Origin of the sequence: Micromonospora sp. WMMD1128, from assembly GCF_027497235.1 — a bacterium.
Classification (GTDB): domain Bacteria; phylum Actinomycetota; class Actinomycetes; order Mycobacteriales; family Micromonosporaceae; genus Micromonospora.
In genome coordinates this window covers 5,903,412-5,925,169 of the sequence record NZ_CP114902.1, presented here as the reverse complement: position 1 = coordinate 5,925,169, position 21,758 = coordinate 5,903,412, and the positions used below count along the sequence as shown (strand labels likewise).

Here is a 21,758-nt window from a genome sequence, read left to right as displayed (position 1 = left end):
TGGTGGCGCTGCGTACCGTCGGGGTGAAGCTGACCGCCGAGATCTCCCAGTACAGCCGCAACATGCGCCAGGCCGGCGTGGACACCAAGCAGCTCGTCAGCGAGATGGACAAAGCCGCGAAGGCTGGCCACCTCGACCACGTGGCGAACCAGGCCGGCGCGGTCGGCCTGAGCCTGGTCGGCATGGCCGGATACGCGGTCAAGTCCGCCGCCGATTTCGAGAAGGCGATGTCCGGAGTGCGGGCGGCGACGCATGCCAGCACCGCCGACATCGAGCGGCTGCGGGGTGCCGCGCTCCAGGCCGGCAAGGACACGTCGTTCTCGGCGACGCAGGCGGCCGACGGCATCACCGAGCTGTCCAAGGCCGGCGTGTCCACCGCCGACGTGCTCAACGGCGGCTTGGCCGGCGCGCTGGACCTCGCCGCGGCCGGTCAACTCGACGTGGGTGAGGCGGCCGAGACGGCGGCCAGCGCGATGACGCAGTTCCGGCTGTCGGGTGACAAGGTGCCGCACATCGCGGACCTCCTCGCCGCCGCAGCCGGCAAGGCTCAGGGCTCCGTGCACGACATGGGTTTCGCGTTGCAGCAGTCCGGTCTGGTCGCGGCGCAGTTCGGGCTGTCGATCGAGGACACCACCGGCACCCTGGCGGCGTTCGCGTCGGCCGGTCTGACCGGATCGGATGCCGGCACCAGCTTCAAGACCATGCTGCTGGCGCTGGCGAACCCGGCCAAGGAGACCAAGGAACTCATGGAGGACCTTGGCATCGAGGCGTACGACGCCGGCGGCCAGTTCGTCGGGGTGACGAACCTGGCCGAGCAGCTTCGCACGAAGTTGGGCGGGCTGACGCAGGCGCAGCGCGACGCCGCCATGGCGCAGATCTTCGGCTCGGATGCGATCCGCGCGGCGAACGTGCTCTACCAGCAAGGCCAGGACGGTATCCAGGACTGGATCGACAAGGTCAACGACCAAGGCTTCGCGGCCGAGACCGCCCGGATCCAGACCGACAACCTCGCCGGTGACGTGGAGCGACTCACCGGATCCCTGGAGACGCTGGCCATCGAGTCGGGTTCGGGGGCCAACGGCGGCCTGCGGACGCTGGTCCAGGCCCTCGACGGGATCGTCAACGGGCTGGCGGGGATGCCTCCGGCGGTGGGCAACACCATCACCGTGTTGGCCGGACTGGGCGGGGCGACGGCCCTGCTCGGCGCTGGATGGGTGAAGGGCCGCCGGGCGATCGCCGAGTTCCGGACGGAGCTGGAGTCGGTAGGGCCAGCCGGCGAACGGGCCAGCCGCGGCCTGGCATCGACCACGAAGTGGGCGGGCCGAGCAGCGGGCGCGTTTGCCGCCTTGCAGGTGGCGGGCATGGCCATCGACGCGATGGTCGACGACCTCAACCCGCAGGTCGACGCGCTCGCGCTCGGCCTGGAGAGGTGGGGCAGCTCCGGGCGGCTGGCGGGCGAGGCGGCCCGGCTGCTCGGCGGGAACATGGACGACCTGAACGTGGGCCTGAAGTTCCTCGCGGACACCGACAACGACCGCCGCAAGTTCGCCCGCTGGGGGCAGGACCTCCTCGAGGGCCTCGTGCCTGGCCTCGACCAGACGAACACCAGCCTGACCCGCACCCGGGAACGGGTCACGGCGATGGACCAGGCGTTCGCGCAGATGGTGCAGGGTGGCAAGCCGGATGCGGCGAAAGCAGCATTCGACCGGCTCGCCGCCAGCCAGGCGACGTACGGGGTGACGGTCGACGAGCTGCGGAAGATGTTCCCGCAGTATGCGGCGGCGTTGGAAACCACGGGCGCTGCGGCGGCCGAGGCGGTGTCGCCGACCAGCTCGCTGACCGGCGTGACGAAGGAGTACAAGACCTCCGCCGACGCCGCTGCTGCGGCGGCTCGCGGTCAGCGGGACGCCCTGGTTGACCTGTCGGCCAAGATGACGGCCGAGGTCGACCCGGTGTTCGGTCTGCTGGAGGCCCAGGGCGAGCTGACCGCGGCGGAGAAGGAAGCCGCGAAGGCGGTCAAAGAGCATGGCCGCAACAGCGACGAGGCCAAGGAGGCCACCCGGAAGTTGGCGCTCGCGGCCATCGAGCTGCAAGAGAAGGCGGGCGGGCTGGCGGGAACGTTCGACGGGAAGATGACTCCGGCGCTGCGAACCACGTTGCAGGCTGCCGGCCTGACCGACCGGCAGATCGCCAACGTGGCCGCCCAGTTCCGGCAGGCCAAGGCCGACGCGGAGAAGTACGACGGGAACTACAAGGCCAACGCCTCGGCGCCGGGCGTGACCGAGGCGGACAAGCAGCTGAAGAACGCCAAGGGCCGTGCGGATGCGTTCGACGGCTCGTACAAGGCGGCAGTGGAGCTGGTCGGATACCCGATGGCGCTGGACCGGCTGAAGCGCCTCAGCACCTACCAGCAGGCGCTGAAGAAGGGCACGATCCCGGCGAACTTCCAGGGCCCGGTTCAGGGCAAGGACTACCACGCCGGCGGCTGGACGGGCCCGGGCGCCAAGTATCAGCCGGCTGGTGTGGTGCACGCCGACGAGTTCGTCATCAAGAAGGAGTCCCGGCAGCAGATCGAGCAGCGGCATCCGGGGCTGCTGGACGAGATGAACGCGACCGGTCAGGTCGCCGGGTATGCGGGCGGCGGTGCGGTGCGGTGGCCGTACTCGACGACGGCGGCGCGGGCGCGGATCCCGTCGCGTGCCGAGGTGGCCGACGCGGTGATGCCGGCGTTCGGGGCGTGGCCGTCGAGCCCGAGCGCGCAGCGCGGCGACTCGGGGGTGTGGCGGGGCATCCTGACGATGATCCGGGCTGCGGGCATCCCTTTCACGTTCGGCAACGGCTACCGGCCGGGCGACCCGTTGTGGCACGGCAGTGGTCGTGCGGATGACCTGATGGGCTACAACCAGGATCGACTTGCGACGTTCTTCGCTGGCAAGCGGCCCTTGGAGCTGATCCACCGCACCATCAGCCGCGACTACGCCTACACGCGCGGCCGGAACATGGGCTCGTTCAACGAGGCGTTGATGGAGGCGCACCGCAACCACGTGCACATCGCCATGGCCAACGGCGGCCGGATCGGTGAGCCGGTCGTCGGCGTCGGGCTCAACACGGGCAGCTCCTACTCGTTCGCCGAGCGCGGCCCGGAGTGGGTGATCCCCGACGGCGCCGTGACCGGCGGCGCGTCGGTGACCAACGTCAACGTGACCGTGCAGGTCGCGCCGACCGCCAACAAGGCCGAGGTGGGTCGGGAGATTGCTGACGCGCTCGGCGCGTACGTCGACCGGGGTGGCCGAGTCCGGGTGAAGGCGGGGTCCTGATGGTGTTGCCGCAGGTCATCGTCGATGTCGGGTTCGGTTCGCCGACCGTCGGTGACGTGTTCGTTGTCGGCGATCCGGTTCGTGGTCGGGTCGGGTTCGTGCCCATCGGCGGCGATGGCCTGTGGACGAACCTGAGTCCGTGGGTGCGGTCCTGGTCGGTACGCCGTGGCGCGTCTCGGGGTGACGCCCCGCAGGTCCGGTATGAGCCGGGCACCGCCACGATCGTGCTCCACGACCCGGATCGCCGGTTTGACCCGGAGAACCTGGCCGGACCGTACGTGGCGGCCGGCCGGTCGCAGGTCGAGCCGATGCGCATGGTGCGGATCCGGGCCGTCTGGAACGGCATCACCTACCCGATCTTCCAGGGCTTCGCCGACGACTTCCAGCCCGACTATCAGGGCAACTCGTGGACGTACGTCACCCTGACCGCCACCGACGCCACCAAGGTCTTCGCGGCGAACGACCGCGGCGAGTCGGCGCCGGCCGGCGCCGGGGAGGACTCGGGGGCGCGGATCACCCGGATCCTCGACGCTTCGGGGTGGCCGTCGGCGGACCGGCAGGTTGCGACCGGCGACACCACGCTCCAGGCGACCACGCTGGCCGGAAACCAGCTCACGGAAATGCAGCTCGTCCAAGACACCGAGCTGGGTGAGCTGTACGTCGATCCGGTGGGGCGGGTGGTGTTCCGCAACCGCAAGGCCGTCCTGACCGAGGCCCGGTCGCGGGTCGCCCAAGCGGTGTTCGGTGACGGCGGGTACGCAGCGACCGGTGAGCTGCCGTACGCCGACGCGAAGCCGTCGACCTCCGACGAGGGCATGGCCAACACGGTCACGGTCACCCGGGAGGGCGGCACGGCGCAGACCGTCCTCGACGCGGTGTCGGTCAGCCGCTATCTGACGAAGACGTTCACCGCGCAGGGGCTGTTGCTCGAATCGGACGCGGAGGCGGAGCAGTACGGGCGCGCGGTGCTCTACCAGTTCGCCAGCCCGGCCCGCCGGTTCGCGCAGGTTTCGTTCCGGACCCCGCGGCCGGAGGTGGCGCCGGCGGTGTGGCCGGCCGTGCTGGGCCGCGAGTTCGGCGACCGCGTCACCGTGCGGCGCCGGCCGCCGGGCGGCGGGGATCCGATCGTTAGGGACTGCTTCGTGCGCGGGGTGGAGCACACCTCCGACGGGGAGTCGTGGACGTCGGCGCTCGTCCTCCAGTCCGCGGCCCGCTATTCGTTCTTCGTCGTCGGCGACCCGGTGCTCGGCGTGGTCGGGTCCAACGCCATCGCCTACTAGGGGAGGTCGGGCCAGGTGGCCTATCAGTTGCTCGCCAACGGGGATGTCCCCAGCGCCACGTACTTCAACTCGCTGATGCAGCAGGGCAACATCGTGTGCACCTCCGGGTCGCGGCCGTCGTCGCCGGTGGAGGGCATGACGATCGTGGAGACGGACACTGAGCTGATCCGGGTGTGGTCCGGGTCGGCGTGGGTGGTGATCGGCTACACGCAGCCGCAGTTCGCGTACAAGACGGGCGACCAGCAGGTCACCAACTCGACGACCAAGGCCAACGACGCGGACCTGGTGCTGCCGGTGCAAGCCAACGCGGTCTACGCGGTGGAGGGCACGATCCTCTACCAGGGGTTCGCCGCGAACGACGTCGGTGTGGACTTCACGTTCCCCAGCGGAACCATGTCGTGGGGGATCTCGTCGCTGGCCCCGTCCGTGACCACCTACACCGGCGAGGCGTCCGGTGCGGGTATCTCCGCCGGGGCGTCCGGCTCGGGGTTCGTGCTCGGCGCGGCTGGCCTGTCCAACACGTTGCTGGCGCTGATCAAGGGCACGCTCTCGACCGGTGGGTCGGCGGGGAGCCTCCAGTTTCGGTTCGCGCAGCAGTCGGCGGCGGCATCAACCTCCGCGATCATCAAAACGGGCAGCTCACTGTGGTTGAGGAGAGTGGCATGAACCGACGGACGGTGCTCGCCGCGGCGGGTGTGGGTGTGGCCGGGTCGTTGCTGCCGTCGGCGGCCGGCGCGGCGCCGGCCCCGGTGCAGCCGGGCCCGGACGGCATGTTCAACCTGTGTTTTCTCGGCGACTCGTACATGGCCGGGTCGGACTCGACGGACGGCTGCGGCGCGCGGAAGGCGCTGCTGGACTGGCTGATCCGCAACAACGAGCGCCGCGACGTCCGCTGCGTCGGGTCGCGGGCGAGCACGGGCACGGCCGGCGGGTTCGGGTACACCATCAGCCTGCCGCACGAGGGCCGGCCCGGGTGGACGACCACCCAGCTACTCAACCTGGTCACCGGCGGCGGCCTCAACTACGCGCAGGGCAAGCCGAACCTGCTGATCGTGATGGCCGGTGCGAACGACTTCGGGGCCGGGGCGGATCCGGCAGGCGTGCTGGCGGGCCTGGAGCAGCTCGTCGACGCGGTGCTCGCCGCCGCGCCCGGGTCGGGCGTGGTGCTGTGCGAGGCGGTGCTCATGAGCAGCTACGTCAGCTCGGTGCTGACCGGCCGCTCCCGGCAAGGCCAGCAGCTCAACGAGCTGCTTCCCGGCCTGGTCGAGGCGCGGGCGGACCGGGTGGTGCTGGCGCGCACCTCGCTGCTGGACCAGGGCGACATCAACAGCGCGGGCGTCCACCCCACCGACGGCGGCTACCAGCGGATGGCGTATGCGATCTACCAGGCGCTGCGGCCGTGGATGGGCGCGCAGGGCCGGTGGCTGGTGCCGGTGCGGCACCCGTGGGCGCCGGGCCCGGATCCGCTGAAGGTGCTGTCATGACGCTGGTCGGGTGGTGTCCGGGTGGGCGCACCGTCGCGGAGATGCTGAAGACGTACGAGGGCACCGGCGCGGGTCGGATCTTCGTCCAGCCGCGTAAGGCCTTGCCACCGTGGGACGGTCCGGTCCTCGCCCCGCTGGTCGACGCCGGTGTGGTGGTGCACCTGTCGTACAAGACCAACCTGATCGGCGAGGTGCTCGCATGGGTCGGCCGGAAGCCGGCCGGGCTGCGCCTGAAGTTGACCAAGAACCACGAGCCGGAGCAGCAGAAGGACGGCGACCCGACCGTCGAGGAGTTCCACGCTGGCCAGGCCGAGCTGGTGTCGGCGTTCGACGGGCATCCGACGCGCGACGAGATCTGGTTGGGGCCGACGTTCACCCGCTACTGGTGGCAGGCCAACCCGGGCGATACCCGGTGGATGCCCCGTCAGCCCGTCGACTTCGTCGGCTGGGACGTCTACAACAACGGCGCCACCTACCGCACCCCCGACGACCTGCTGAGCATCCCTCGGGCCGTGGCCGAGAAGCTCGGCGTGCCGTACCTCGTCGCCGAGCTGGGCGCGCAGCGGCTCCCTACCGACACCGACGGCACCGGCCAGGCGGCGTGGATGCGCGCCATGGTCGACGCCGCTCGGGCGGACGGGGCGCTGACCGTGTGCTGGTACCACAAGGAGGGCTGGGACCTCCTCGCCGCCGGCGCCGAGACGGGCCGGCGGACCTGGCAGACGATCACCCTGGAGGAGGCACCGGTGGCCACGACCGCACCCGAGAACCTGCTCGCCGCGCGGCGGCTGCTGCTCGACCACCTCGGTGAGCACGGCCTGTCCGGGGCGGCCGTCGGCATCGTCGGTGACCCGGCCCACCGCGGCGGCTATCACTGCGGGTCGGACCGGGTCGTCAGCAACGACTACTCCGTGGTGGAGTCGTCCCGGGACCGGACCGGCCTGGCGCGGTGGGCGTGCGCGCTCGACGTCGGCGGCTTCGAGGTGGTCGTCGGCGGCCGACGGTACGACCTGCCACACCTGTCCGCCTGGCTGGTCTCCGAGTGCGCGAAGGACGCGCCGGACACCCGGGACATCCGGGAGGTCATCTACTCGCTGGACGGGTCGACGGTGGTCCGATGGGACCGGCTCGGCCGGCGCCGCACCGGGGACAGTTCGCACCGCTGGCACACGCACATCTCGTTCCACCGGGACGCGATCAAGGCGGGCCGGGACCAGACCGGCGTGTTCCGCCGCTACCTGACCACCATCGGCGTCATCGCCACCGAGGAGGACGACATGACCAGGGACGACGTCAAGGCCGCCGTGCGCGAGGCGTTGCAGGAGCGGATGACCCTGCCCGGGGCGATCGGCACCCGGATGGGGCAGCTCGGCTCCTCCTACGGCCCGGACATCGCCCCGTGGACGCTGTGGGCCCGCGTGTTCGAGAAGGTCATCACCGGCAGCGGGGTCGACGTCGACGAGCAGGCCATCGTCGCCGGGGTCCTCGCCGGCCTGCCGCCGGAGCGCATCGCCGCGGCCATCCCGCCGGAGGTGGCCCGCCAGGTCGTCGACGAGCTGACCGCCCGGCTGCGGGAGTGACCGCAGGGGTGAGCCGGACAGGTTCGGCGGGGCTGACGGCGGGAAGGTTAGGGCCTGTGCGTGGCGATGAAAGCAGAGCGGGTCATCCGGATCGGTCTCGACGTGGGATGCATCCTCGTGGGCCTGGGCGGGATCGTGCACCAGACGGTCATCGTCGCGCCGGGGCAGGCGTCGGAGTCGCTGCTGGCTACGTTCGTCGCGATCCTCGGCATCCCGGCGGGGGTGGGGTTGCTCTCGCTGCGCACCAGTGGCGGGAGCGGTACAACCGGACCGCCATCGCCGTCTCCGGGGCCGGCCTCACCGCCGCCAGCATCATCATCGCCGTCGCCGGCGCCGTCCGGGGCGGGTGATCCGCCGTGACGTTCCGCGGTTGGCAGGTGCTGGTGGTGGGCCTGGTCGCGGCGGTCGTTTCGGCGGGCACCGCTATGGCGTACGCGAACCGGGTCGCTCGCGACTCGGAGCGCCGGTGGTGCGGGATCGTCGTGGCCCAGGACGATGCGTACCGGGAGTTGCCGCCGTCCACTCCGGCGGGCCAGAACGTCGCTGACGCGCTGGCCAGGCTGCGCGCCGACTTCGGCTGCCCGCCGGCCCGGTAGCTACCGCCCCCGGTGTTCGTGCTGGTGCTGCGTCACCCGTCCGCAGCCGTCCTCCCGGCAGCGCCACTGCCGGCCCATCTCCCGACAGCCCTCGACCGGGCACGCGCCCCACGCCGGGGTGGTGCCGGTGTGCCCGTCCGGGCAGGGCTCGGGGATCTCCGCCAGCCCGGCTGGCGTCCGTTCGTACCGCTGCACACCTCTCACCATAGGAGCCCCCGTGGAGATCTTCGGTCGTGAGCCGGCTCTCGTCATCGGCGCCGTCGGCGCTGCCCTGACGGTGCTGGCGTCCCTCAACGTGCCCGGCATCGACGCCGGAGCGGCGGCGGCGATCACCGCGTTCGTCGCGGCGCTGATCATCGCCGTGACGACTCGGCCGGTCGCGCCGGCCCTGTTCACCGGGGTGGTGGCGGCCGGTGCCGCCTTGGTGGCCGAGTACGGCATGAACGTCCCGGACGGTGTCACCGGGGCCGTGAGCGCGGCGGTGCTGGCCGGGTTCGCGTTGTTCGGCATCCGGCCGCAGGTGGAGCCGACAACCGGCGGGTGACCGGCCGTCGCACCTCGGCGGCTGATCCCGCGCACGACGAAGCGCCCCCGCTCGGCTCCGGCCGGGTGGGGGCGCTTCTGTGTGTGCGGGATCGGGTCCGAGAAGTTGACCTTGCGGGAGGGGGAGTCAGCGGGCGCGGCGGCGGTCGATGACCTCATCGGCCAGGCGCATCGCCTCGGCGGCGGTCGCGGCCGGGGTGCCATGGATGTCGCGTACCGGCCGGCTCCCGCCGACGCGGTAAACCTGCCACCACCAGCCGCTGTGCTCGCCGATGACGATGGCGACGTGCTCGCGGCGGATGGTGATGGCGTGGGAGGCGTAGCCGGTGCGGCGGACACTCCGCCAGGCGGGGCGGTCGGCGTACGCGGCGCGCAGTTCGGCGAACTGGGCGACCCGGTCGGGCCGGTGCTCGGCGAGCCACGCGGCGTGCCGGTCGTCGCTGTCGGGGTCGTAGACGCTGCCGTCGGGGCTGATGAACTGGATGCCGACGATGGCCATGGTTGCCTCCAGAGGTCCGGGTCGAGGGGAGGGAAGCTGACCTTGGGGGCCGATTGCCCGGCCCCCGCGCCCCTCACCAGCAGGGGCAGATGATCGTCGGCGCGACCACCTCGGCGGTGTCGCAGTTCCAGCACCAGGCCAGCCCGGTCGCCGGGTCGATCTCGCACTCACCCTCGACCAGGTGGGCGGGGCAGGGGATCCGGCCCTGCTTGCGACCCTTGCAGTAGGTGCAGTCCGCCTTGTCGGTCAGCGCCTCGACCTCTTCGATCATCCGCTCGATGGTGCTGGTGGCCATTTCCGTCTCCCTCGCTCGCTGTATCTATCTGATACTTTAATGCCCTCCCGGGTGTGTGTCAACCTGAGACAGTAAAGAAGTTGTTCCCAGCTCAGACGCAGTGCGGCCCCGGCCTCTTCGGAGGTCGGGGCCGCTTCGTGCGTCCAGGGGTCAGCGCCGCTTCGGTGCCTTCCGGGGGCCGAGTTCGCGGTTGAGCGTCGGCTTGCTCACCTGCGGGATCAGCTCGCAGATCACCAGGTCCGGCACGCCCAGGTCGCGCAGCGCCTGCGTGTCCCGCCACGCCCGCTCCTCCAGCTCGTCGCGCTGGTCCCAGGTGGCGCGGGTGCGCTCGATGGCGGCGCGCTGCTCGTCGGTGGCGTTGAAGGTCGGCCTGATCACGGTGGTCACGGTATCACTCTCCTGTTTCATGTTGACACTCTCTGACGCATGGGGTTAGTGTGTCAACCAGAGACGATAACTGCAAGACGCGAAGGAGGGGCACCCAGATGGGCCTGTTCAGCAGCAAGTCGAGCGTCCCGAACACGATCAGCGGCAAGCAGATGGCCGACCTGTCCCGCCGGGCGCAGAAGGCCAACCCGCAGATGTTCACCGCCAAGGCCATCCGCCAGCGCAAGGCGTCTCAGGCGCAGCAGGGCAAGGCCAACCAGAGCTGACCAACGTAGGCGGCCCCCGGCCAAGGCGACTCCACCGCCGGCCGGGGGCCTTGACCGGACCCCAGGAGGCCCGACCCATGTCCATGATGATCCAGAAGTTCGTTGTGCGCACCGTCCTCGTGTGCGCCGCGTTCCTCCCCGTCGCCGTCGGCGTCAACCACCACGACCACCCGTGCACCGGTGCCAGCGTCGGTGCCGCCGGCATGTGCGTCCCGACCCAGATCGGCGGTGCCGCGTGAACGCCGGCACGATCGCCGCCCACGTGGTGGTCGCTGGCCTGACCACCGTCGTGTGGGAGGTCGCCGTGAACATGCCCGCCGGGGAGCCGGGGCTGCTGTTGCAGGCCGCCGGTGTCGCCCCGTTCCTGGTCGCCGGTATCTCGCTGCTGGCGGGCGCGGATTCGCAGCGCCGCTCGGAGCCGGCCCCGGTGCCGCAGCAGCAGCGCCGGCCGCAGCCGACGCGGAAGGAACTGGCCCGATGATCCCGCCCGAGCCGCCGGAGCACACGCTCGTCGTGTGGTTCTGCCCGGTCTACCGCCGGCCGTGGCAGGTGTGGTGGCGCGACGACACGTGCACCTCCGACGGACGCCGCTGGATCGAGGCCCACCAGTACGGCCAGGGCACGGGCGTCCAGCCGTGGTCATGGCCGGAGCTGTGCGCCGAGCTGGCCACCCTGGACGGCCCGCACGTCCTCGGTGTCGTCTCCGACGAGGGGGTGGCCCGCTGATGTGCACGATCTCCGGCACGTGCGGCTGCGACCGCGGCACCGGCACCTTCCTGCTCGCCCTCGGCGGCCAGATGCTGCTGTGGCTGGTCAAGGCCGCCGCCCACGCGCTGCTCCTCGCCCTGGTCCTGCTGATCCTCGCCGGGAAGTGGGCGACGCCGCGCGCCTATCGGCTGGCCCGCCGCGGCTACCGGTCGGCCCGGCACCGCTGGGCGACCCGCCCGGTGGTGCTCGACCGGCAGCCACCCGCCGGGCTGCCGCAGCAGCCGACCGAGCCGACCCTCGTCGACCTCCGACTGAAGAAGGAGGCCAACGTCTGATGAACACGCCGAAGCTCACCGCCCGCGAGCTGGCCGAACAGCTCGCCGAAGAGCGAGCCCTCATCACCGTGCGCCGCGACGACGACCGGATCCGCCGGCAGCTCGACGCGCAGTACCGCAACGCCCTCGCCGAGGTCACCGAGCAGACCAGCACCCTCGACCGGGCCCGTCGCGAGCGCGCCCGCGACGGCGAGGAGTCCACCGCCCTGGCCGAGCTGTACCGGAGGGCCGCCCGATCCGGCGCCCGCGCCCGTATACGCACCGACATCGACCGGTCAGCTGAAATGCGCGCCCTGCGCATTGCCCGGGTCCGCTCGGCGACCCTGCTCGCCGGCGTGCCGGTGCTCGCCGCATTCGGCCTCTGGTCCACGGCCGGCGTGCAGGCTGGCATGGTCAGGGTGTTCAGCCTCGACACCGGCTCAGCGAGCTGGACGGCGGCGTGGGCGGTCGAGCCCGCCCTCATCGCGATCGTCGCGCTCATTATCATCGGCCGGGCCGTTCTGCGGTCTTCCGGCGGCGCGACGGACTGGCGGGCCACGCTCGCCGAGTGGGTGGCCCTGTCGACGTCGGTGGCCCTGAACATGGCCGGTGGCTGGGCGGGCGACGGTTGGGAGGCCGCCGCTGGTGCGCTCGCCCACTCGGTCGGCCCGATCGGTGCCGCCGGGACGGCGTTCCTCATCGGCCTGTTCGTGTCGTACGTGTCGGAGGCGAACCCGTGGGAGGGGGCGCCGCGCCTGGCGGAGCTGGACCTGACGCCGCCGCCGGCGGCCGAGCCAATGGCGGCGGAGGTGTCGGTGGCCCGGCCGGGAGAGATGACCGACCGGGAGCGGGAGTTGGTGGAGGACGCGCTCGCTCAGGCACGTACGGCGGGGCCACGGCTGCGGGCGTTGATGGCGACCGAGCGGGCGTACCTGGACCCGCCTTTAACCCGACACGGTGACGACCTGGAGGCGCTCGTCGTGGCGACCTCCGTACCCGCCACGCCGGCCGCCATCAACCCGCCATCGCCCCGACAGCCCGACCCGCCACCGGACGCCATCGTGGCGGCCCCGGAGCCCGACATCCGACCCGCCACGGTGGCCGCCACCGCACCCGCCACGCGCATCACCCGGCGAGTCGCCACCCGACCCGCCACGACCGCCGAGCGGGTCGCCGCGCTCGCCAAGCAACCCGACATGACGCAGAAGAAGGCCGCCGCGAAACTGCGCGTCAGCGAGCGCACCGTACAGCGGTACTGGCCCAAGCCCGCCAGCCAGAACAGCAAGGACTGACCCATGACCGAGCTGACGCCCCGCGACACCAGCCCCGCCGAGTCCGTTCACTTCGACGTCGAGCTGGACGAGAGCCCCGGCGCCGCGCCGCCTGTCTACGTCGACACCGTCGACAAGCAGCCGCTCCAGATACCCATCATCCCCACCCAGTTCCGCACCTGGGAGGGCACCAAGCGGTGGACCAAGGCCGTCAGCTATCGCACCGCCTACCGTGCTGGCGCCCATGCCATCCGATCCCCCTGGTATCTGGTCGAAGGCGTCTTCTGGGCGTGCTGGGGGCTGCTTGTCCTCATCGGCCGGCAACTGCGTTGGGCCTGGCACGCCGAGCTGTCGTCCCTGCTCCAGGAAGCCGCCACCAAGGGCGACCTCAAAGAGGGACGCACCATCGAGCAGCAGCTCGCCAGCCGCCGCACCAACCGCGCGGTCGTGCTCGCCATCGAGCTGGTCGCCACCATGGTGCTGGCTGGCGTGCTGCTGGCCTTCGCGCCGCGGTGGGTGCTCATCGTCGTCGCACTGATCCTGATCCCGCCGCTGGCGCGTATCGGGCGGCCCGCCGACAAGCGCATCATTCCTGCTGCGGTTGTCGTGCCCCGACACCGCAAGCTCAACCCGGATGTCGTCGCCGCCGCCTACTACGTCGCCGGCCTCGGGCACCCCGACAAGCCGGGCCAGCAGATCACCTTCGCGGGACGGATGGGCGAGGACAACACCGCCACCGGCATGCAGGTGCTTGTCGACCTGCCACACGGCGTCACGTTCTCCGAGGTCGTCGCGCGGCGGGAGAAGCTCGCCAGCGGCCTCGACGTCGCCATGTCGCAGGTCGACATGACGCTCGACCCGTCGTCGAACCGGCGGCACCAGCTGTGGGTTGGCTACGTCGACCCGCTGTCCATCCCCGCTGGCCGCACACCGCTGCTGGACTGCAAGCCCCGCGACATCTGGCGGGCATGCCCCCTCGGCCTCGACAAGCGCGCCCGCCGGGTGATGCTGCCGATGATGTGGACGTCGATCCTGGTCGGCGCGCAGCCCCGCAAGGGCAAGACGTTCACGGCCCGCTCCCTGGGCCTGTTCGCCGCCCTCGACCCGTACGTGCGGCTGTCGGTGTTCGACGGCAAGGGCTCCCCGGACTGGCGCAACTTCGCCCTGGTCGCCTACACCTACGGCTTCGGGCTGCTGCCCGACCGGATGCAGGGTGACCCGCTGGAGAATCTGCGGTCCACGCTGCGCGGCGCGAAGCAGGACATCCTCCAGCGCAACGCGAAACTGTCGGAGCTGCCGTCGAGCATCTGCCCGGAAGGCAAGCTGACCAGGGACATCGCCCGCGATCCCCGGTTCGGCATGCCCGTCTGGGTAATCATCCTGGACGAGTTCCAGGAGTACCTGAACACCGGCGACACCGAATTCGACGAGGAGATCGCCGAGCTGCTGGTGTTCTGCGTCAAGGTCGGCCCGAGCGTCGGCGTCATCATGCTGTCCAGCACGCAGAAGCCGTCCGGACTGGGTTCCACCAGCAAGGTGGGGAAGCGGTTCACCGACTACCGGGACAACCACCTGACCCGCTTCGCCCTCAAGACCGGATCGTGGCAGGTCAGCGACGCCGTGCTCGGATCCGGCGCCTACTCGGAGGGCTTCGACTCGTCGGCCCTGCCGGTGGGTGACGGCTCCGACGGCGGCCCCGACTTCCGTGGCATCGGCATCCTGTACGACGCGCCGGTGCCGAACGCCACGGTGCGCACCTACTTCGCCGACGGCCAGGACGCGGAGAAGATCCTCCAGGCCGCCCGCCGGTACCGGGAGCGAGCCGGCACGCTGGAGGGAATGGCGGCCGGCGCCGAGGTCGCCGCGCAGGCCCGCGACCCGCTGACCGACGCGCTCGACGCCTTCCGCGGGGACGAGACGTTCCTGTCCTGGGGGACGCTGGCCACCCGGATGGGTGAGCAGCAGCCGGAGCGGTACGCGAAGACGTCCGGCGACGCCCTGTCGAAGACGCTGCGGGAGATGAAGCTGGGCATCGAGTCGAAGTCCGGCGCTGAGAAGGACCGGCCCGGGGAGCGTCCCCGCGGCGTGTATCTGGCGAATCTGCGGCGTGCTCTGGAGGCCCGGAACGCCAAGGATTCTCGATGAACGAGGTAGCGGACCTGCCGCTACAGGTAGCGGACCCGCTACCTCGTTTCGCTACCTGCCCCACACGTCAAGACCTGCGGAAACGCCAGCCCGGTAGCGGGTGACGGCAGGCCCGCGTACACCCCCGAAAACCGCCCTGGAGGCCACATGGACGCCCTTCGCGCCGCTACCGCTACCCCCTCACCCGGCGGCCTGCCCTGGTGGCTGTGGCTCGCCTTGCTCGGGCTCGGCGGCGGCCTCTACTACCTCGCCGAGTGCCGGTGGTGGCCGATCACCGACTGCCGCAAGTGCGAGGGCCGCGGCAAGTTCCAGCCGAAGGGCCGGAAGGTCCGCCGGCCGTGCCGCCGGTGCAAGGGCACGGGGTCGCGGCTGCGGTTCGGCCGGAAGGTGTGGAACCGGTTCGCCCGGGTCCGCAAGGCGGCATCCTGACGCAGCGACGCCCCCGACTACCGGTCGGGGGCGTCTTCGCGTTCAGCGGCGGCCGAGCGCCTCGGCCCGTTCCCGGCGGTGCTCGGCGAGCAGCTCGGCCGCGTAGGCGCCGGTCTCGCACGTCCCGGCCCGGCACGCCCCGCACTCGCGGTGCGCCTCCAGGATCATCGCCCCCACCGCGACGTCGCCCCGCTGGCCGAGGTCGTCGCACATGGCGGTCACGCCCACCATCCGGCGATCCCGGCGACCATCAGCGCCAGGACGACGGCGGCGGCGATCCCGCCGGCGAGCAGGTGCCGGCGGGCCGGCGGTTGCGGGCGGGGTGGCTGGGGGACGCGGTCCCCGTCGGCCGTCGGCGGCCGGCCGTGCGCTACGGGGTGGGCGAGTGGGAGTGGGCCGTCGTGCGGGCGCTCGATCATCGCGGTGCCTCCAGCCGGTGGTGCGGCGAGGGTGCCGGGCCGAGGTGGCACGGGGGGTCCAACCCGGCCCGGCGGTACGGCCCGGCCCGCGCCAACGAGACCCAGCCACGTCCGACGCTAGGACTCTTGGTACACCAAGTCAACCTAGGACACACGCTGCGTGATCGACGGTGGCAGGCTCGGAGGTGCCAACGAGACCGAGGTAGCTCATGCCCAGACCACCCGTGTACCGGGAGATCATCAGCGACATCCGCACCGCGATCGAGACCGGCCAGCTCAAGCCCGGCGACCGGCTGCCCACGATCGCCCAGTTCTGCGAGCAGTACCAGGTGTCGCCGACGCCGGTGAAGTTCGCGATGCGCGTGCTCGAGGAGGCTGGCCTGATCGAGACGTGGCAGGGCCGGGGTATGTATGTCCGCCGTCGGACAGGCGACGGCGAGTAGATCACCGGCCAACCGGTTAACCGGTGATCCGGTGGTCCGGGTGACCCTCCCTACCGTCCGACCCGTGAGCCTCGACCCGCACTCAGGGGTGCCCCTGCATCGGCAGTTGGCCGCCGCGCTGCGGGCCCGGATCGCCGCCGGGGAGTGGCCGGCGGGCGGGCTGCTGCCGGCGCAGTCCCGGATCGGGTACGACTACGGCGTGGGCAAGGCAGCAGTCCAGGCCGCCGTTGGCATCCTGCGCAACGAGGGCCTGGTCGTCACGGAGCGCGGCTACGGTACGCGCGTGGCCGTCGAGCAGGAGCTGACCCGGGTGGCCGTGCCGCGCGGCGCGCAGGTCCGGTCGCGGATGCCGACCGAGGCGGAGCGGGCCGAGCTGGGCATCGAGCCGGGGGCGGTGGTGCCGGTCCTGGTGGTCAGCCTGGGTGGCCGGGTGAGGGGTGTGTACGCGGCCGATCGGGTGGTGCTGACGCTCTCGTGATCGACGATCTTGGGATGATCGGCCAGGTGTCCGCGTACGGACGGGCCACCTGAATCGGGAATGTCACGCGCCGCATTTCGCATATAGCGAATAGTGATCACCTACCGGACCGCAATTACCGACCCAAAGCTGCACGGATCCGACATGCAAATTGCAGGATATCGATGCGTGAGGGTCGCGCCAGATCGACGACTGCGCCACCATGGACCCCCTCCCGGTCCCGTCTACGGAACCGGGGGATCGACCCACCAGGGGGGAGGGGCGGTGTGCACGCCTGATCGCAGCCAGCCGTGCCGACACGCCCGACCTCGCCTCCCGCCTGAGCCGATCATCAAGCGCCACACTGGATAGCGGAGGGTGATGCCGGCCCGCTCGTCCCGCCGGCTGGAGGGCCCCCGACCTCCGATCACCAAACCTGCTCGACAGATCGGAGCACCCCCGTGCAACACCACTGCAAGACCCGCACCGCCAACATCCTGCTGACCGCCGCCGGTGCTGCGTTCGCCGTCGCCGGCGCCCTGGGCCTTGTCGACGGCCGCGTCAGCGGTCGCGCCTTCGCCGCCACGGTGGTCGGCCTGATCCTCGCCACCGTCGCGGTTGTCGTGAACACCCGCCAGGTCGCCGGCGGCCTGGCCGTCGCGGTGGCCCGGGCACCCCGGGAGCAGTATTGGCGGGGCTACAAGGATCGCGGCGACGACTCCGCCCCGGGCGCCGACATCGAGCCCTGACCGTTGCACACGCCGTTGCACTATGCGTTGCAGTACCGCAGATGGCACTGACTGGCAATGGCTGGCGAAACCGCCTCTTGCAGGGGAGAGGCGGCCAACGGTGCCAGCCCGTGCCAGAGGTAACCAGGCACACCGATCAACTCGTAATGCGTAGGTCGACGGTTCGATTCCGTCAGGCGGCTCGGCACGGAAGCCCAGGTCACATGGCCTGGGCTTCGCCGTTTTTCGAGGTCGACGACAGCGGCGTTCGACAGCGCCTTCGTGCCGCACAACCGCCGCGGCGCGAAGGTGGGCGATCAGGGGTGGGAAGCGTGACCGCCGATCGATACCCTACGGATACGAACGCCTCACACACTCTGGGTGACGCGGGATCGGCCATGACATCCACCGAAGGGCGATGCCATGAAAGCAGCAGGAGTGGGTCGGACCAGGCTGGGTCGGCTGGTTACCGCGACCACCGCGGTACTGGCACTGAGCGCGGGCGGCAGCCTGTTCGCCGCGGCGCCGGCCTTCGCCGGCTCGAACGGGCAACAGATCTATGTCTCCTGGGGACCCGCCTGGGGACGGGCCACGATTGACGGGTTCAACCAGGACGGGCAGTACGTGCACTCCCCGTCGATCCAGCTCGGCGGCACCGGATACGGCTCGCTGAGCGGCTGGTGGTGGAAGGGCGAGGTGGAGATCGCCTACTACAACCTGGACGGCACCAGTCGGGACTACTGGAAATGCCAGGTGCCGGAGAACCAGGGCGGCAGCGACTGGTACGGCTGCTAGGGAAGGGTCGACAGACGTGAACATGCGGACGAGGATTGGCAAGCTCGCGGTCGGCGTGGCCATGGTCACGGCCACCGTTCCGGTCGTCGTGACGGCCGCCGCGGCACCGGCTTTCGCCGGGTCGAACGGCCAGCAGATCGCATTCAACTACAACGGGCCGTCGTACGGTTTCGTGTACCTGGAGGGGTGGAACCAGGACGGAAACTGGGTCTACTCCCCGTCGATCCAGCTCGACTATTACGGCTACGGCCAGCTCGACGGCTGGTGGTGGCGGGGAAGCGTGACCGTGAAGTTCTACAACTCCAACGGGACTTTCGCCAGGGGCAGCAACTGCAACGTCCCGACGGATCAGTGGGGCGACTGGACCTACTGCTGAGCTGCCGAAGGGCGTGGCCTTCGGCAGTGTCAAGCGCGTGAAGGACTGGGCGGGGGCCGACCCGAAGGCGCCGGCAGCGCATACGACTGCGAGCAACTCGGTCTCACCGATCCGGCGTCGTTCTGCGCCTCCTGGCCGCCTGTCGACGGGGAGCTACGACAACCCCGCTGGCATCCCTTTGCCCCCAAGTCGGATTGACCGGCATCCGGGAACTCGTCGAACCTCCGGCTGAGTACGGTGCGCTTGACTTGGCCTTCACCGCACCCGCGCTGGCAGCCGCATGATCCAGGTGGGTAACGGCTCCGCGAAGCGGTCCACCACCTCCCAGCCGGCGCGCCGGTACACCTCGACGTTGTCGGTGTTGCTCGTCTCCAGGACGGCCGGCAGGCCGTCGGCGGCGGCCCGGTCGAGCCCCGCCCGCATGACCGCGTGGCCCCATCTGCGGCCGGCGCTGTCCGGGTGCGTGCCCAACACCCCGAGATACCAGAAGGGGGCAGCCGGCAGTGCGGCGTGCACGGCCTCGTCGTAGGCGCGGACGCGGGTCAACGCGTCAGCCGGGAGTTGGGCGGCGAGTCTGTCGTCGGGCCACCCGTCGTCGGCCGAGGGCGGCTCCCAGATCGCAACCGACCTGCCATGTTCGATCGTCCAGATCGTTCCCTTGTGCACCCGCTTGTCGAAGAGGTGCCCGAAGAAGGCGGTCGCGTACCGCGGATAGGTCGGGTCGTCGGGGAACAGGTGTCGCAGGACCGGGTCCTTGGTGAATGCGGCGACCAACGAGGCGAGGACCTGCTCACGGTCTTCCGGCGCGGCGACGGCGATCTCAGGTGCGGTCACGGCGTCAACCTAGCCCGGTCCGCGCCCCGACCGCTCGCTCAGTAGGGCGGGTGGGGCCGCCGGCAAACGGTGGCGAGTGAGAACTATGCCGGTCCGGCGAGGCCGACGAGGTTGCCCTCGGGGTCGGTGAAGTGGGCGACCACCAGGTCCCGCCCGGGCGCCCGCTCGGGGCCCATGGCGCGGCTGCCGCCCAACTGCTCGGCGCGCCGGAGCGCGGCCTCCACGTCGGGGACGCCGACGTAGAAGACGACGTGCGGCCGGTGGTCGGCTCCGCCGCCGACGCCGCCCGGAATGCCGGACTGGTCGCTGCCGGCGGCGGGGTCGGTGAAGCCGTACTCACCGGGTCGGGAGACCGACTCCGCGACCGGGCCGCCGACGTCGAACTCCCACCCGAACAGGGTGCTGTAGTAGCCGCGTAGCCGTTGGGGATCAGTCCCGATGATTTCGAAGTGCACCACTGGCTGGCTCATGACAGCGAGCGTACTTGTTATTAACAACCAAGTGGTAGTGTTTTCGCATGCCGACCAGCCGCACCTACGGTGACGCCTGCGGGATCGCCCGCGCCCTCGATGTCGTCGGCGAGCGCTGGGCACTCCTCGTCGTCCGCGAGCTGCTTTTCGGGCCGCAACGCTTCTCCGACCTCCACCGGGCGCTGCCCGGGGCCAGCTCGAACATGCTCACCGACCGGCTGCGCGAGCTGGAGAATCATGAGGTGATCCGCAGGCGTCGGCTTCCGGCCCCGGCGGCCTCGACGGTGTACGAGCTGACCGGCTCCGGGCGCGAGTTGGAGCCGGTCCTGCTCGCGCTCGGCGGCTGGGGCCTGCGCTTCCCGCCGCCACCGGCCCCGGTCCACCTCAGCGCGACCTCGGTGCTCCTGTTCCTGCGCGGTTCCCGGCCCCCCGACAGGCTCCCGGCCACCTATCGCGTCGAGCTTGACGACCATGTGTGGACGGTGCGCGTTCGGGACGGCCGGATCGACGTCGAGCCGGGCGAGCCGGCGCGCGCGGACGCCTGCCTGCGCACCGACCCCACCACGCTCAACGCCCTGCTCGACGGCTCCGGTTCGCTCCCGGCCGCGCTCGCCGCCGGAAACGCGACCGTCAGCGGCGACGAGGCCGGACTACGCCGACTCTTCACCGCCGCCGATTCTGGGACAGCCGCGCACCCGTAGGACAGCCGCACACTCCTCGGACAGGGCCCGCCGGCCCGGGCGGCGTAGCGGAGGGAGCCCGGTGGGCGGCCACGTCGGCCGGTCCACCGGGCTCACTCCGGCAGGGCGGAGGAGGGTCTATCGGGGCGGAAGGATGCCCGCCGAGCGCGCCGGGGCGTACTCCGGTTCGGTCTCCGGTGGCGGCGGCTCCTCGTCGGAGTCCGCGCGGTGCCGGGCCACCGGATCCTGCGGAGACGGGTCGGGGAGGCCGCCGGGGGCGATGGTCCCGCGCCAGCCGCCCGACTCCACCTGCCGGCCCTCGATGTAGTCCTTGAACCGCTCCAGGTCGGACTCGGCCTGCCGGTCCACCAGGTGCAGCCGGTCGCCGGCCTGCTCGACCAAGCCCTCCGGCTCGTACTCCAGCAGGAGCTGGACCTGGGTGCGGCCGGCGCCGAGCGGCGCGAACCGGACCATGCCGGCGTTCGGCGTGCCGCCGGTCGCCGCCCACGCCACCGACCGGTCCGGCACCTGCTCGACGATCGTGGCGTCCCACTCGCGTTGCACGCCGGCGATCTCGGCCACCCAGTGCATCCGCTTGTCGTCGAGCTGGCGCACCTCCCGCACGCCGCCCATGAACCGCGGGAAGTCCTCGAACTGGGTCCACTGGTTGTACGCGGTGGTGACCGGCACGTCGACGTCGATGGACCTCTCGACCTTCCTGGTCATGACCACTCCTTGTCGTCCCGTCGTCTGCACCGGAATCGGTACCCCGGCGGCCCCGGCCTAATCGACCGTCGGTCAGACGTAGAGCTTCTTCGCGTAGTCCGGGCCGTAGTGCCGTTCCAGGTCGGCCAGGCTCTCCGCCGGCGCCTCCACCTCCTTGACGAGCCGGGGCCGGGACGGCAGCACGTCCGGCTGCCAGGTCTCCGGCGCCCACAGCTCGGAGCGGAGGAACGCCTTCGCGCAGTGGTAGAAGATCTGCTCGACGGCCACCTCGACGGCGAGCACCGGCCGGTGGCCCTTGACCTCCATGTCGGCGAACCACGGCGCGTCGCGGAGCAGCCGCGCCCGGCCGTTGATCCGCAGCGTGTCGGTGCGCCCGGGGATCAGGAAGAGCAGGCCCACGTGCGGGTTCTCCAGGATGTTGCGGTAGCCGTCGGCGCGCCGGTTGCCGGGGCGTTCCGGGATGGCCACGGTGGTGTCGTCGAGCACCAGCGCGAAGCCGGGCGGGTCACCCTTCGGGGAGACGTCGCAACTGCCGTCCGCCCCGGCGGTGGCGACCAGGCAGAACGGCGAGGCGGCAAGCCATTCCCGGTCTCGTTGGTGCAGCGTGCGGCGCTCCTTCGCGACCGCCCGCGGCATCGGTGCGCCGAGCAGCTCGCGTAGTTCCTCCGCGTTGGTGATCTCCTGCGTCGTCACGTCTTCCTCCCCCGTCCGTTGAC

31 protein-coding genes, 1 tRNA gene and 1 pseudogene are annotated in these 21,758 nt (G+C 71.1%); 23 read left to right on the top strand and 10 right to left on the bottom strand.

The features are described 5' to 3' along the window. The first annotated feature begins 2 nt into the window (after positions 1-2). From O7602_RS26670 to O7602_RS26640, 7 genes are read left to right on the top strand one after another with little or no spacing between them, the layout of a single operon-like run. On the top strand, positions 3-3,317 hold the full coding sequence (locus O7602_RS26670; protein WP_281585354.1) for a phage tail tape measure protein: 3,315 nt from the start codon (positions 3-5) through the stop codon (positions 3,315-3,317). After that, a complete protein-coding gene (locus tag O7602_RS26665; protein WP_281585353.1) occupies positions 3,317-4,597 on the top strand; it encodes a hypothetical protein in 1,281 nt (426 codons plus the stop codon). Before O7602_RS26670 ends, O7602_RS26665 begins: the two co-directional genes overlap by 1 nt. A 15-nt stretch (positions 4,598-4,612) precedes the next feature. Further along, a complete protein-coding gene (locus O7602_RS26660; RefSeq protein ID WP_281585352.1) occupies positions 4,613-5,263 on the top strand; it encodes a hypothetical protein in 651 nt (216 codons plus the stop codon). Further along, positions 5,260-6,081, top strand: coding sequence for a GDSL-type esterase/lipase family protein (locus O7602_RS26655; protein ID WP_281585351.1), 822 nt, complete (start codon positions 5,260-5,262; stop codon positions 6,079-6,081). The genes O7602_RS26660 and O7602_RS26655 overlap by 4 nt, the downstream gene beginning before the upstream one ends. Beyond that, positions 6,078-7,661, top strand: coding sequence for a hypothetical protein (locus tag O7602_RS26650; RefSeq protein ID WP_281585350.1), 1,584 nt, complete (start codon positions 6,078-6,080; stop codon positions 7,659-7,661). Before O7602_RS26655 ends, O7602_RS26650 begins: the two co-directional genes overlap by 4 nt. Before the next feature lie 60 nt (positions 7,662-7,721). Continuing rightward, positions 7,722-8,021 (top strand): hypothetical protein, encoded by a 300-nt coding sequence (locus O7602_RS26645; RefSeq protein ID WP_281585349.1) that lies wholly within the window; start codon positions 7,722-7,724, stop codon positions 8,019-8,021. Then, a complete protein-coding gene (locus O7602_RS26640) occupies positions 8,018-8,257 on the top strand; it encodes a hypothetical protein (RefSeq protein WP_281585348.1) in 240 nt (79 codons plus the stop codon). Before O7602_RS26645 ends, O7602_RS26640 begins: the two co-directional genes overlap by 4 nt. Here the strand turns inward: O7602_RS26640 and O7602_RS26635 are convergent, their stop codons facing one another. Then, positions 8,258-8,452, bottom strand: a complete 195-nt coding sequence (locus O7602_RS26635) for a hypothetical protein (RefSeq protein WP_281585347.1) — start codon at positions 8,450-8,452, stop codon at positions 8,258-8,260. A 22-nt stretch (positions 8,453-8,474) separates the two neighbouring features. On the opposite strand from O7602_RS26635, the gene O7602_RS26630 reads away from it, so the two are divergent. Then, a complete protein-coding gene (locus tag O7602_RS26630) occupies positions 8,475-8,801 on the top strand; it encodes a hypothetical protein (RefSeq protein WP_281585346.1) in 327 nt (108 codons plus the stop codon). Positions 8,802-8,927: 126 nt separating this feature from the next. Here O7602_RS26630 and O7602_RS26625 read toward each other — a convergent pair whose 3' ends face one another. From O7602_RS26625 to O7602_RS26615, 3 genes are all read right to left on the bottom strand, one after another. After that, complete coding sequence (locus tag O7602_RS26625; protein ID WP_281585345.1) at positions 8,928-9,299, bottom strand: hypothetical protein; 372 nt, start codon at positions 9,297-9,299, stop codon at positions 8,928-8,930. Positions 9,300-9,372: 73 nt separating this feature from the next. Then, a complete protein-coding gene (locus tag O7602_RS26620; RefSeq protein WP_281585344.1) occupies positions 9,373-9,594 on the bottom strand; it encodes a hypothetical protein in 222 nt (73 codons plus the stop codon). A 150-nt stretch (positions 9,595-9,744) separates the two neighbouring features. After that, complete coding sequence (locus O7602_RS26615) at positions 9,745-9,972, bottom strand: hypothetical protein (RefSeq protein ID WP_281585343.1); 228 nt, start codon at positions 9,970-9,972, stop codon at positions 9,745-9,747. A gap of 107 nt (positions 9,973-10,079) precedes the next feature. Here O7602_RS26615 and O7602_RS26610 point away from each other — a divergent pair, with 107 nt between their 5' ends. The 8 genes from O7602_RS26610 to O7602_RS26575 all read left to right on the top strand — a co-directional run bounded on the left by O7602_RS26610 (position 10,080) and on the right by O7602_RS26575 (position 15,114). After that, positions 10,080-10,247 (top strand): hypothetical protein, encoded by a 168-nt coding sequence (locus O7602_RS26610; protein ID WP_281585342.1) that lies wholly within the window; start codon positions 10,080-10,082, stop codon positions 10,245-10,247. A 77-nt stretch (positions 10,248-10,324) separates the two neighbouring features. Further along, positions 10,325-10,486: a hypothetical protein gene (locus tag O7602_RS26605; RefSeq protein ID WP_281585341.1), complete on the top strand. Its 162-nt coding sequence runs from the start codon at positions 10,325-10,327 to the stop codon at positions 10,484-10,486. Next, positions 10,483-10,728 (top strand): hypothetical protein, encoded by a 246-nt coding sequence (locus O7602_RS26600; protein ID WP_281585340.1) that lies wholly within the window; start codon positions 10,483-10,485, stop codon positions 10,726-10,728. Before O7602_RS26605 ends, O7602_RS26600 begins: the two co-directional genes overlap by 4 nt. Further along, positions 10,725-10,973, top strand: a complete 249-nt coding sequence (locus O7602_RS26595) for a hypothetical protein (protein ID WP_281585339.1) — start codon at positions 10,725-10,727, stop codon at positions 10,971-10,973. Before O7602_RS26600 ends, O7602_RS26595 begins: the two co-directional genes overlap by 4 nt. Further along, entirely contained in the window at positions 10,973-11,290 is a 318-nt protein-coding gene (locus tag O7602_RS26590) for a hypothetical protein (protein ID WP_281585338.1), read from the top strand. The genes O7602_RS26595 and O7602_RS26590 overlap by 1 nt, the downstream gene beginning before the upstream one ends. Beyond that, the gene (locus tag O7602_RS26585; RefSeq protein WP_281585337.1) at positions 11,290-12,561 is read left to right on the top strand and encodes a hypothetical protein; all 1,272 of its coding nucleotides are present in this window, start codon (positions 11,290-11,292) and stop codon (positions 12,559-12,561) included. Before O7602_RS26590 ends, O7602_RS26585 begins: the two co-directional genes overlap by 1 nt. 3 nt (positions 12,562-12,564) lie before the next feature. Beyond that, a complete protein-coding gene (locus O7602_RS26580; RefSeq protein WP_281585336.1) occupies positions 12,565-14,685 on the top strand; it encodes a cell division protein FtsK in 2,121 nt (706 codons plus the stop codon). A gap of 147 nt (positions 14,686-14,832) precedes the next feature. Further along, complete coding sequence (locus tag O7602_RS26575; RefSeq protein ID WP_281585335.1) at positions 14,833-15,114, top strand: hypothetical protein; 282 nt, start codon at positions 14,833-14,835, stop codon at positions 15,112-15,114. 42 nt (positions 15,115-15,156) lie between these two features. Here the strand turns inward: O7602_RS26575 and O7602_RS26570 are convergent, their stop codons facing one another. Together O7602_RS26570 and O7602_RS26565 are read right to left on the bottom strand one after the other, a co-directional pair. Next, positions 15,157-15,345, bottom strand: coding sequence for a hypothetical protein (locus O7602_RS26570; RefSeq protein ID WP_281585334.1), 189 nt, complete (start codon positions 15,343-15,345; stop codon positions 15,157-15,159). Then, on the bottom strand, positions 15,333-15,533 hold the full coding sequence (locus O7602_RS26565; RefSeq protein ID WP_281585333.1) for a hypothetical protein: 201 nt from the start codon (positions 15,531-15,533) through the stop codon (positions 15,333-15,335). The genes O7602_RS26570 and O7602_RS26565 overlap by 13 nt, the downstream gene beginning before the upstream one ends. A gap of 209 nt (positions 15,534-15,742) precedes the next feature. On the opposite strand from O7602_RS26565, the gene O7602_RS26560 reads away from it, so the two are divergent. The 6 genes from O7602_RS26560 to O7602_RS26535 all read left to right on the top strand — a co-directional run bounded on the left by O7602_RS26560 (position 15,743) and on the right by O7602_RS26535 (position 18,332). Next, on the top strand, positions 15,743-15,976 hold the full coding sequence (locus O7602_RS26560; protein WP_281585332.1) for a winged helix-turn-helix domain-containing protein: 234 nt from the start codon (positions 15,743-15,745) through the stop codon (positions 15,974-15,976). Between the two features lie 64 nt (positions 15,977-16,040). Further along, positions 16,041-16,454, top strand: coding sequence for a GntR family transcriptional regulator (locus tag O7602_RS26555; protein ID WP_281585331.1), 414 nt, complete (start codon positions 16,041-16,043; stop codon positions 16,452-16,454). A 440-nt stretch (positions 16,455-16,894) separates the two neighbouring features. Continuing rightward, positions 16,895-17,182: a hypothetical protein gene (locus O7602_RS26550; protein WP_281585330.1), complete on the top strand. Its 288-nt coding sequence runs from the start codon at positions 16,895-16,897 to the stop codon at positions 17,180-17,182. 106 nt (positions 17,183-17,288) lie between these two features. Beyond that, positions 17,289-17,364 (top strand) — tRNA-Thr (locus tag O7602_RS26545). A 235-nt stretch (positions 17,365-17,599) separates the two neighbouring features. Beyond that, a complete protein-coding gene (locus O7602_RS26540; protein WP_281585329.1) occupies positions 17,600-17,956 on the top strand; it encodes a hypothetical protein in 357 nt (118 codons plus the stop codon). Between the two features lie 22 nt (positions 17,957-17,978). Continuing rightward, positions 17,979-18,332: a hypothetical protein gene (locus O7602_RS26535; protein ID WP_281585328.1), complete on the top strand. Its 354-nt coding sequence runs from the start codon at positions 17,979-17,981 to the stop codon at positions 18,330-18,332. A gap of 255 nt (positions 18,333-18,587) precedes the next feature. Here O7602_RS26535 and O7602_RS26530 read toward each other — a convergent pair whose 3' ends face one another. After that, complete coding sequence (locus tag O7602_RS26530; RefSeq protein ID WP_281585327.1) at positions 18,588-19,166, bottom strand: GNAT family N-acetyltransferase; 579 nt, start codon at positions 19,164-19,166, stop codon at positions 18,588-18,590. Positions 19,167-19,249: 83 nt separating this feature from the next. After that, positions 19,250-19,636, bottom strand: coding sequence for a VOC family protein (locus tag O7602_RS26525; RefSeq protein WP_281585326.1), 387 nt, complete (start codon positions 19,634-19,636; stop codon positions 19,250-19,252). 47 nt (positions 19,637-19,683) lie between these two features. On the opposite strand from O7602_RS26525, the gene O7602_RS26520 reads away from it, so the two are divergent. Further along, positions 19,684-20,337 (top strand): winged helix-turn-helix transcriptional regulator, encoded by a 654-nt coding sequence (locus O7602_RS26520; RefSeq protein WP_281585325.1) that lies wholly within the window; start codon positions 19,684-19,686, stop codon positions 20,335-20,337. A 258-nt stretch (positions 20,338-20,595) separates the two neighbouring features. Here the strand turns inward: O7602_RS26520 and O7602_RS26515 are convergent. Continuing rightward, positions 20,596-21,042, bottom strand: a pseudogene (locus tag O7602_RS26515) (SRPBCC family protein); the annotation flags it as partial. A 72-nt stretch (positions 21,043-21,114) separates the two neighbouring features. Continuing rightward, positions 21,115-21,678, bottom strand: coding sequence for a pyridoxamine 5'-phosphate oxidase family protein (locus O7602_RS26510; RefSeq protein WP_281590545.1), 564 nt, complete (start codon positions 21,676-21,678; stop codon positions 21,115-21,117). Positions 21,679-21,758 lie beyond the last annotated feature (80 nt).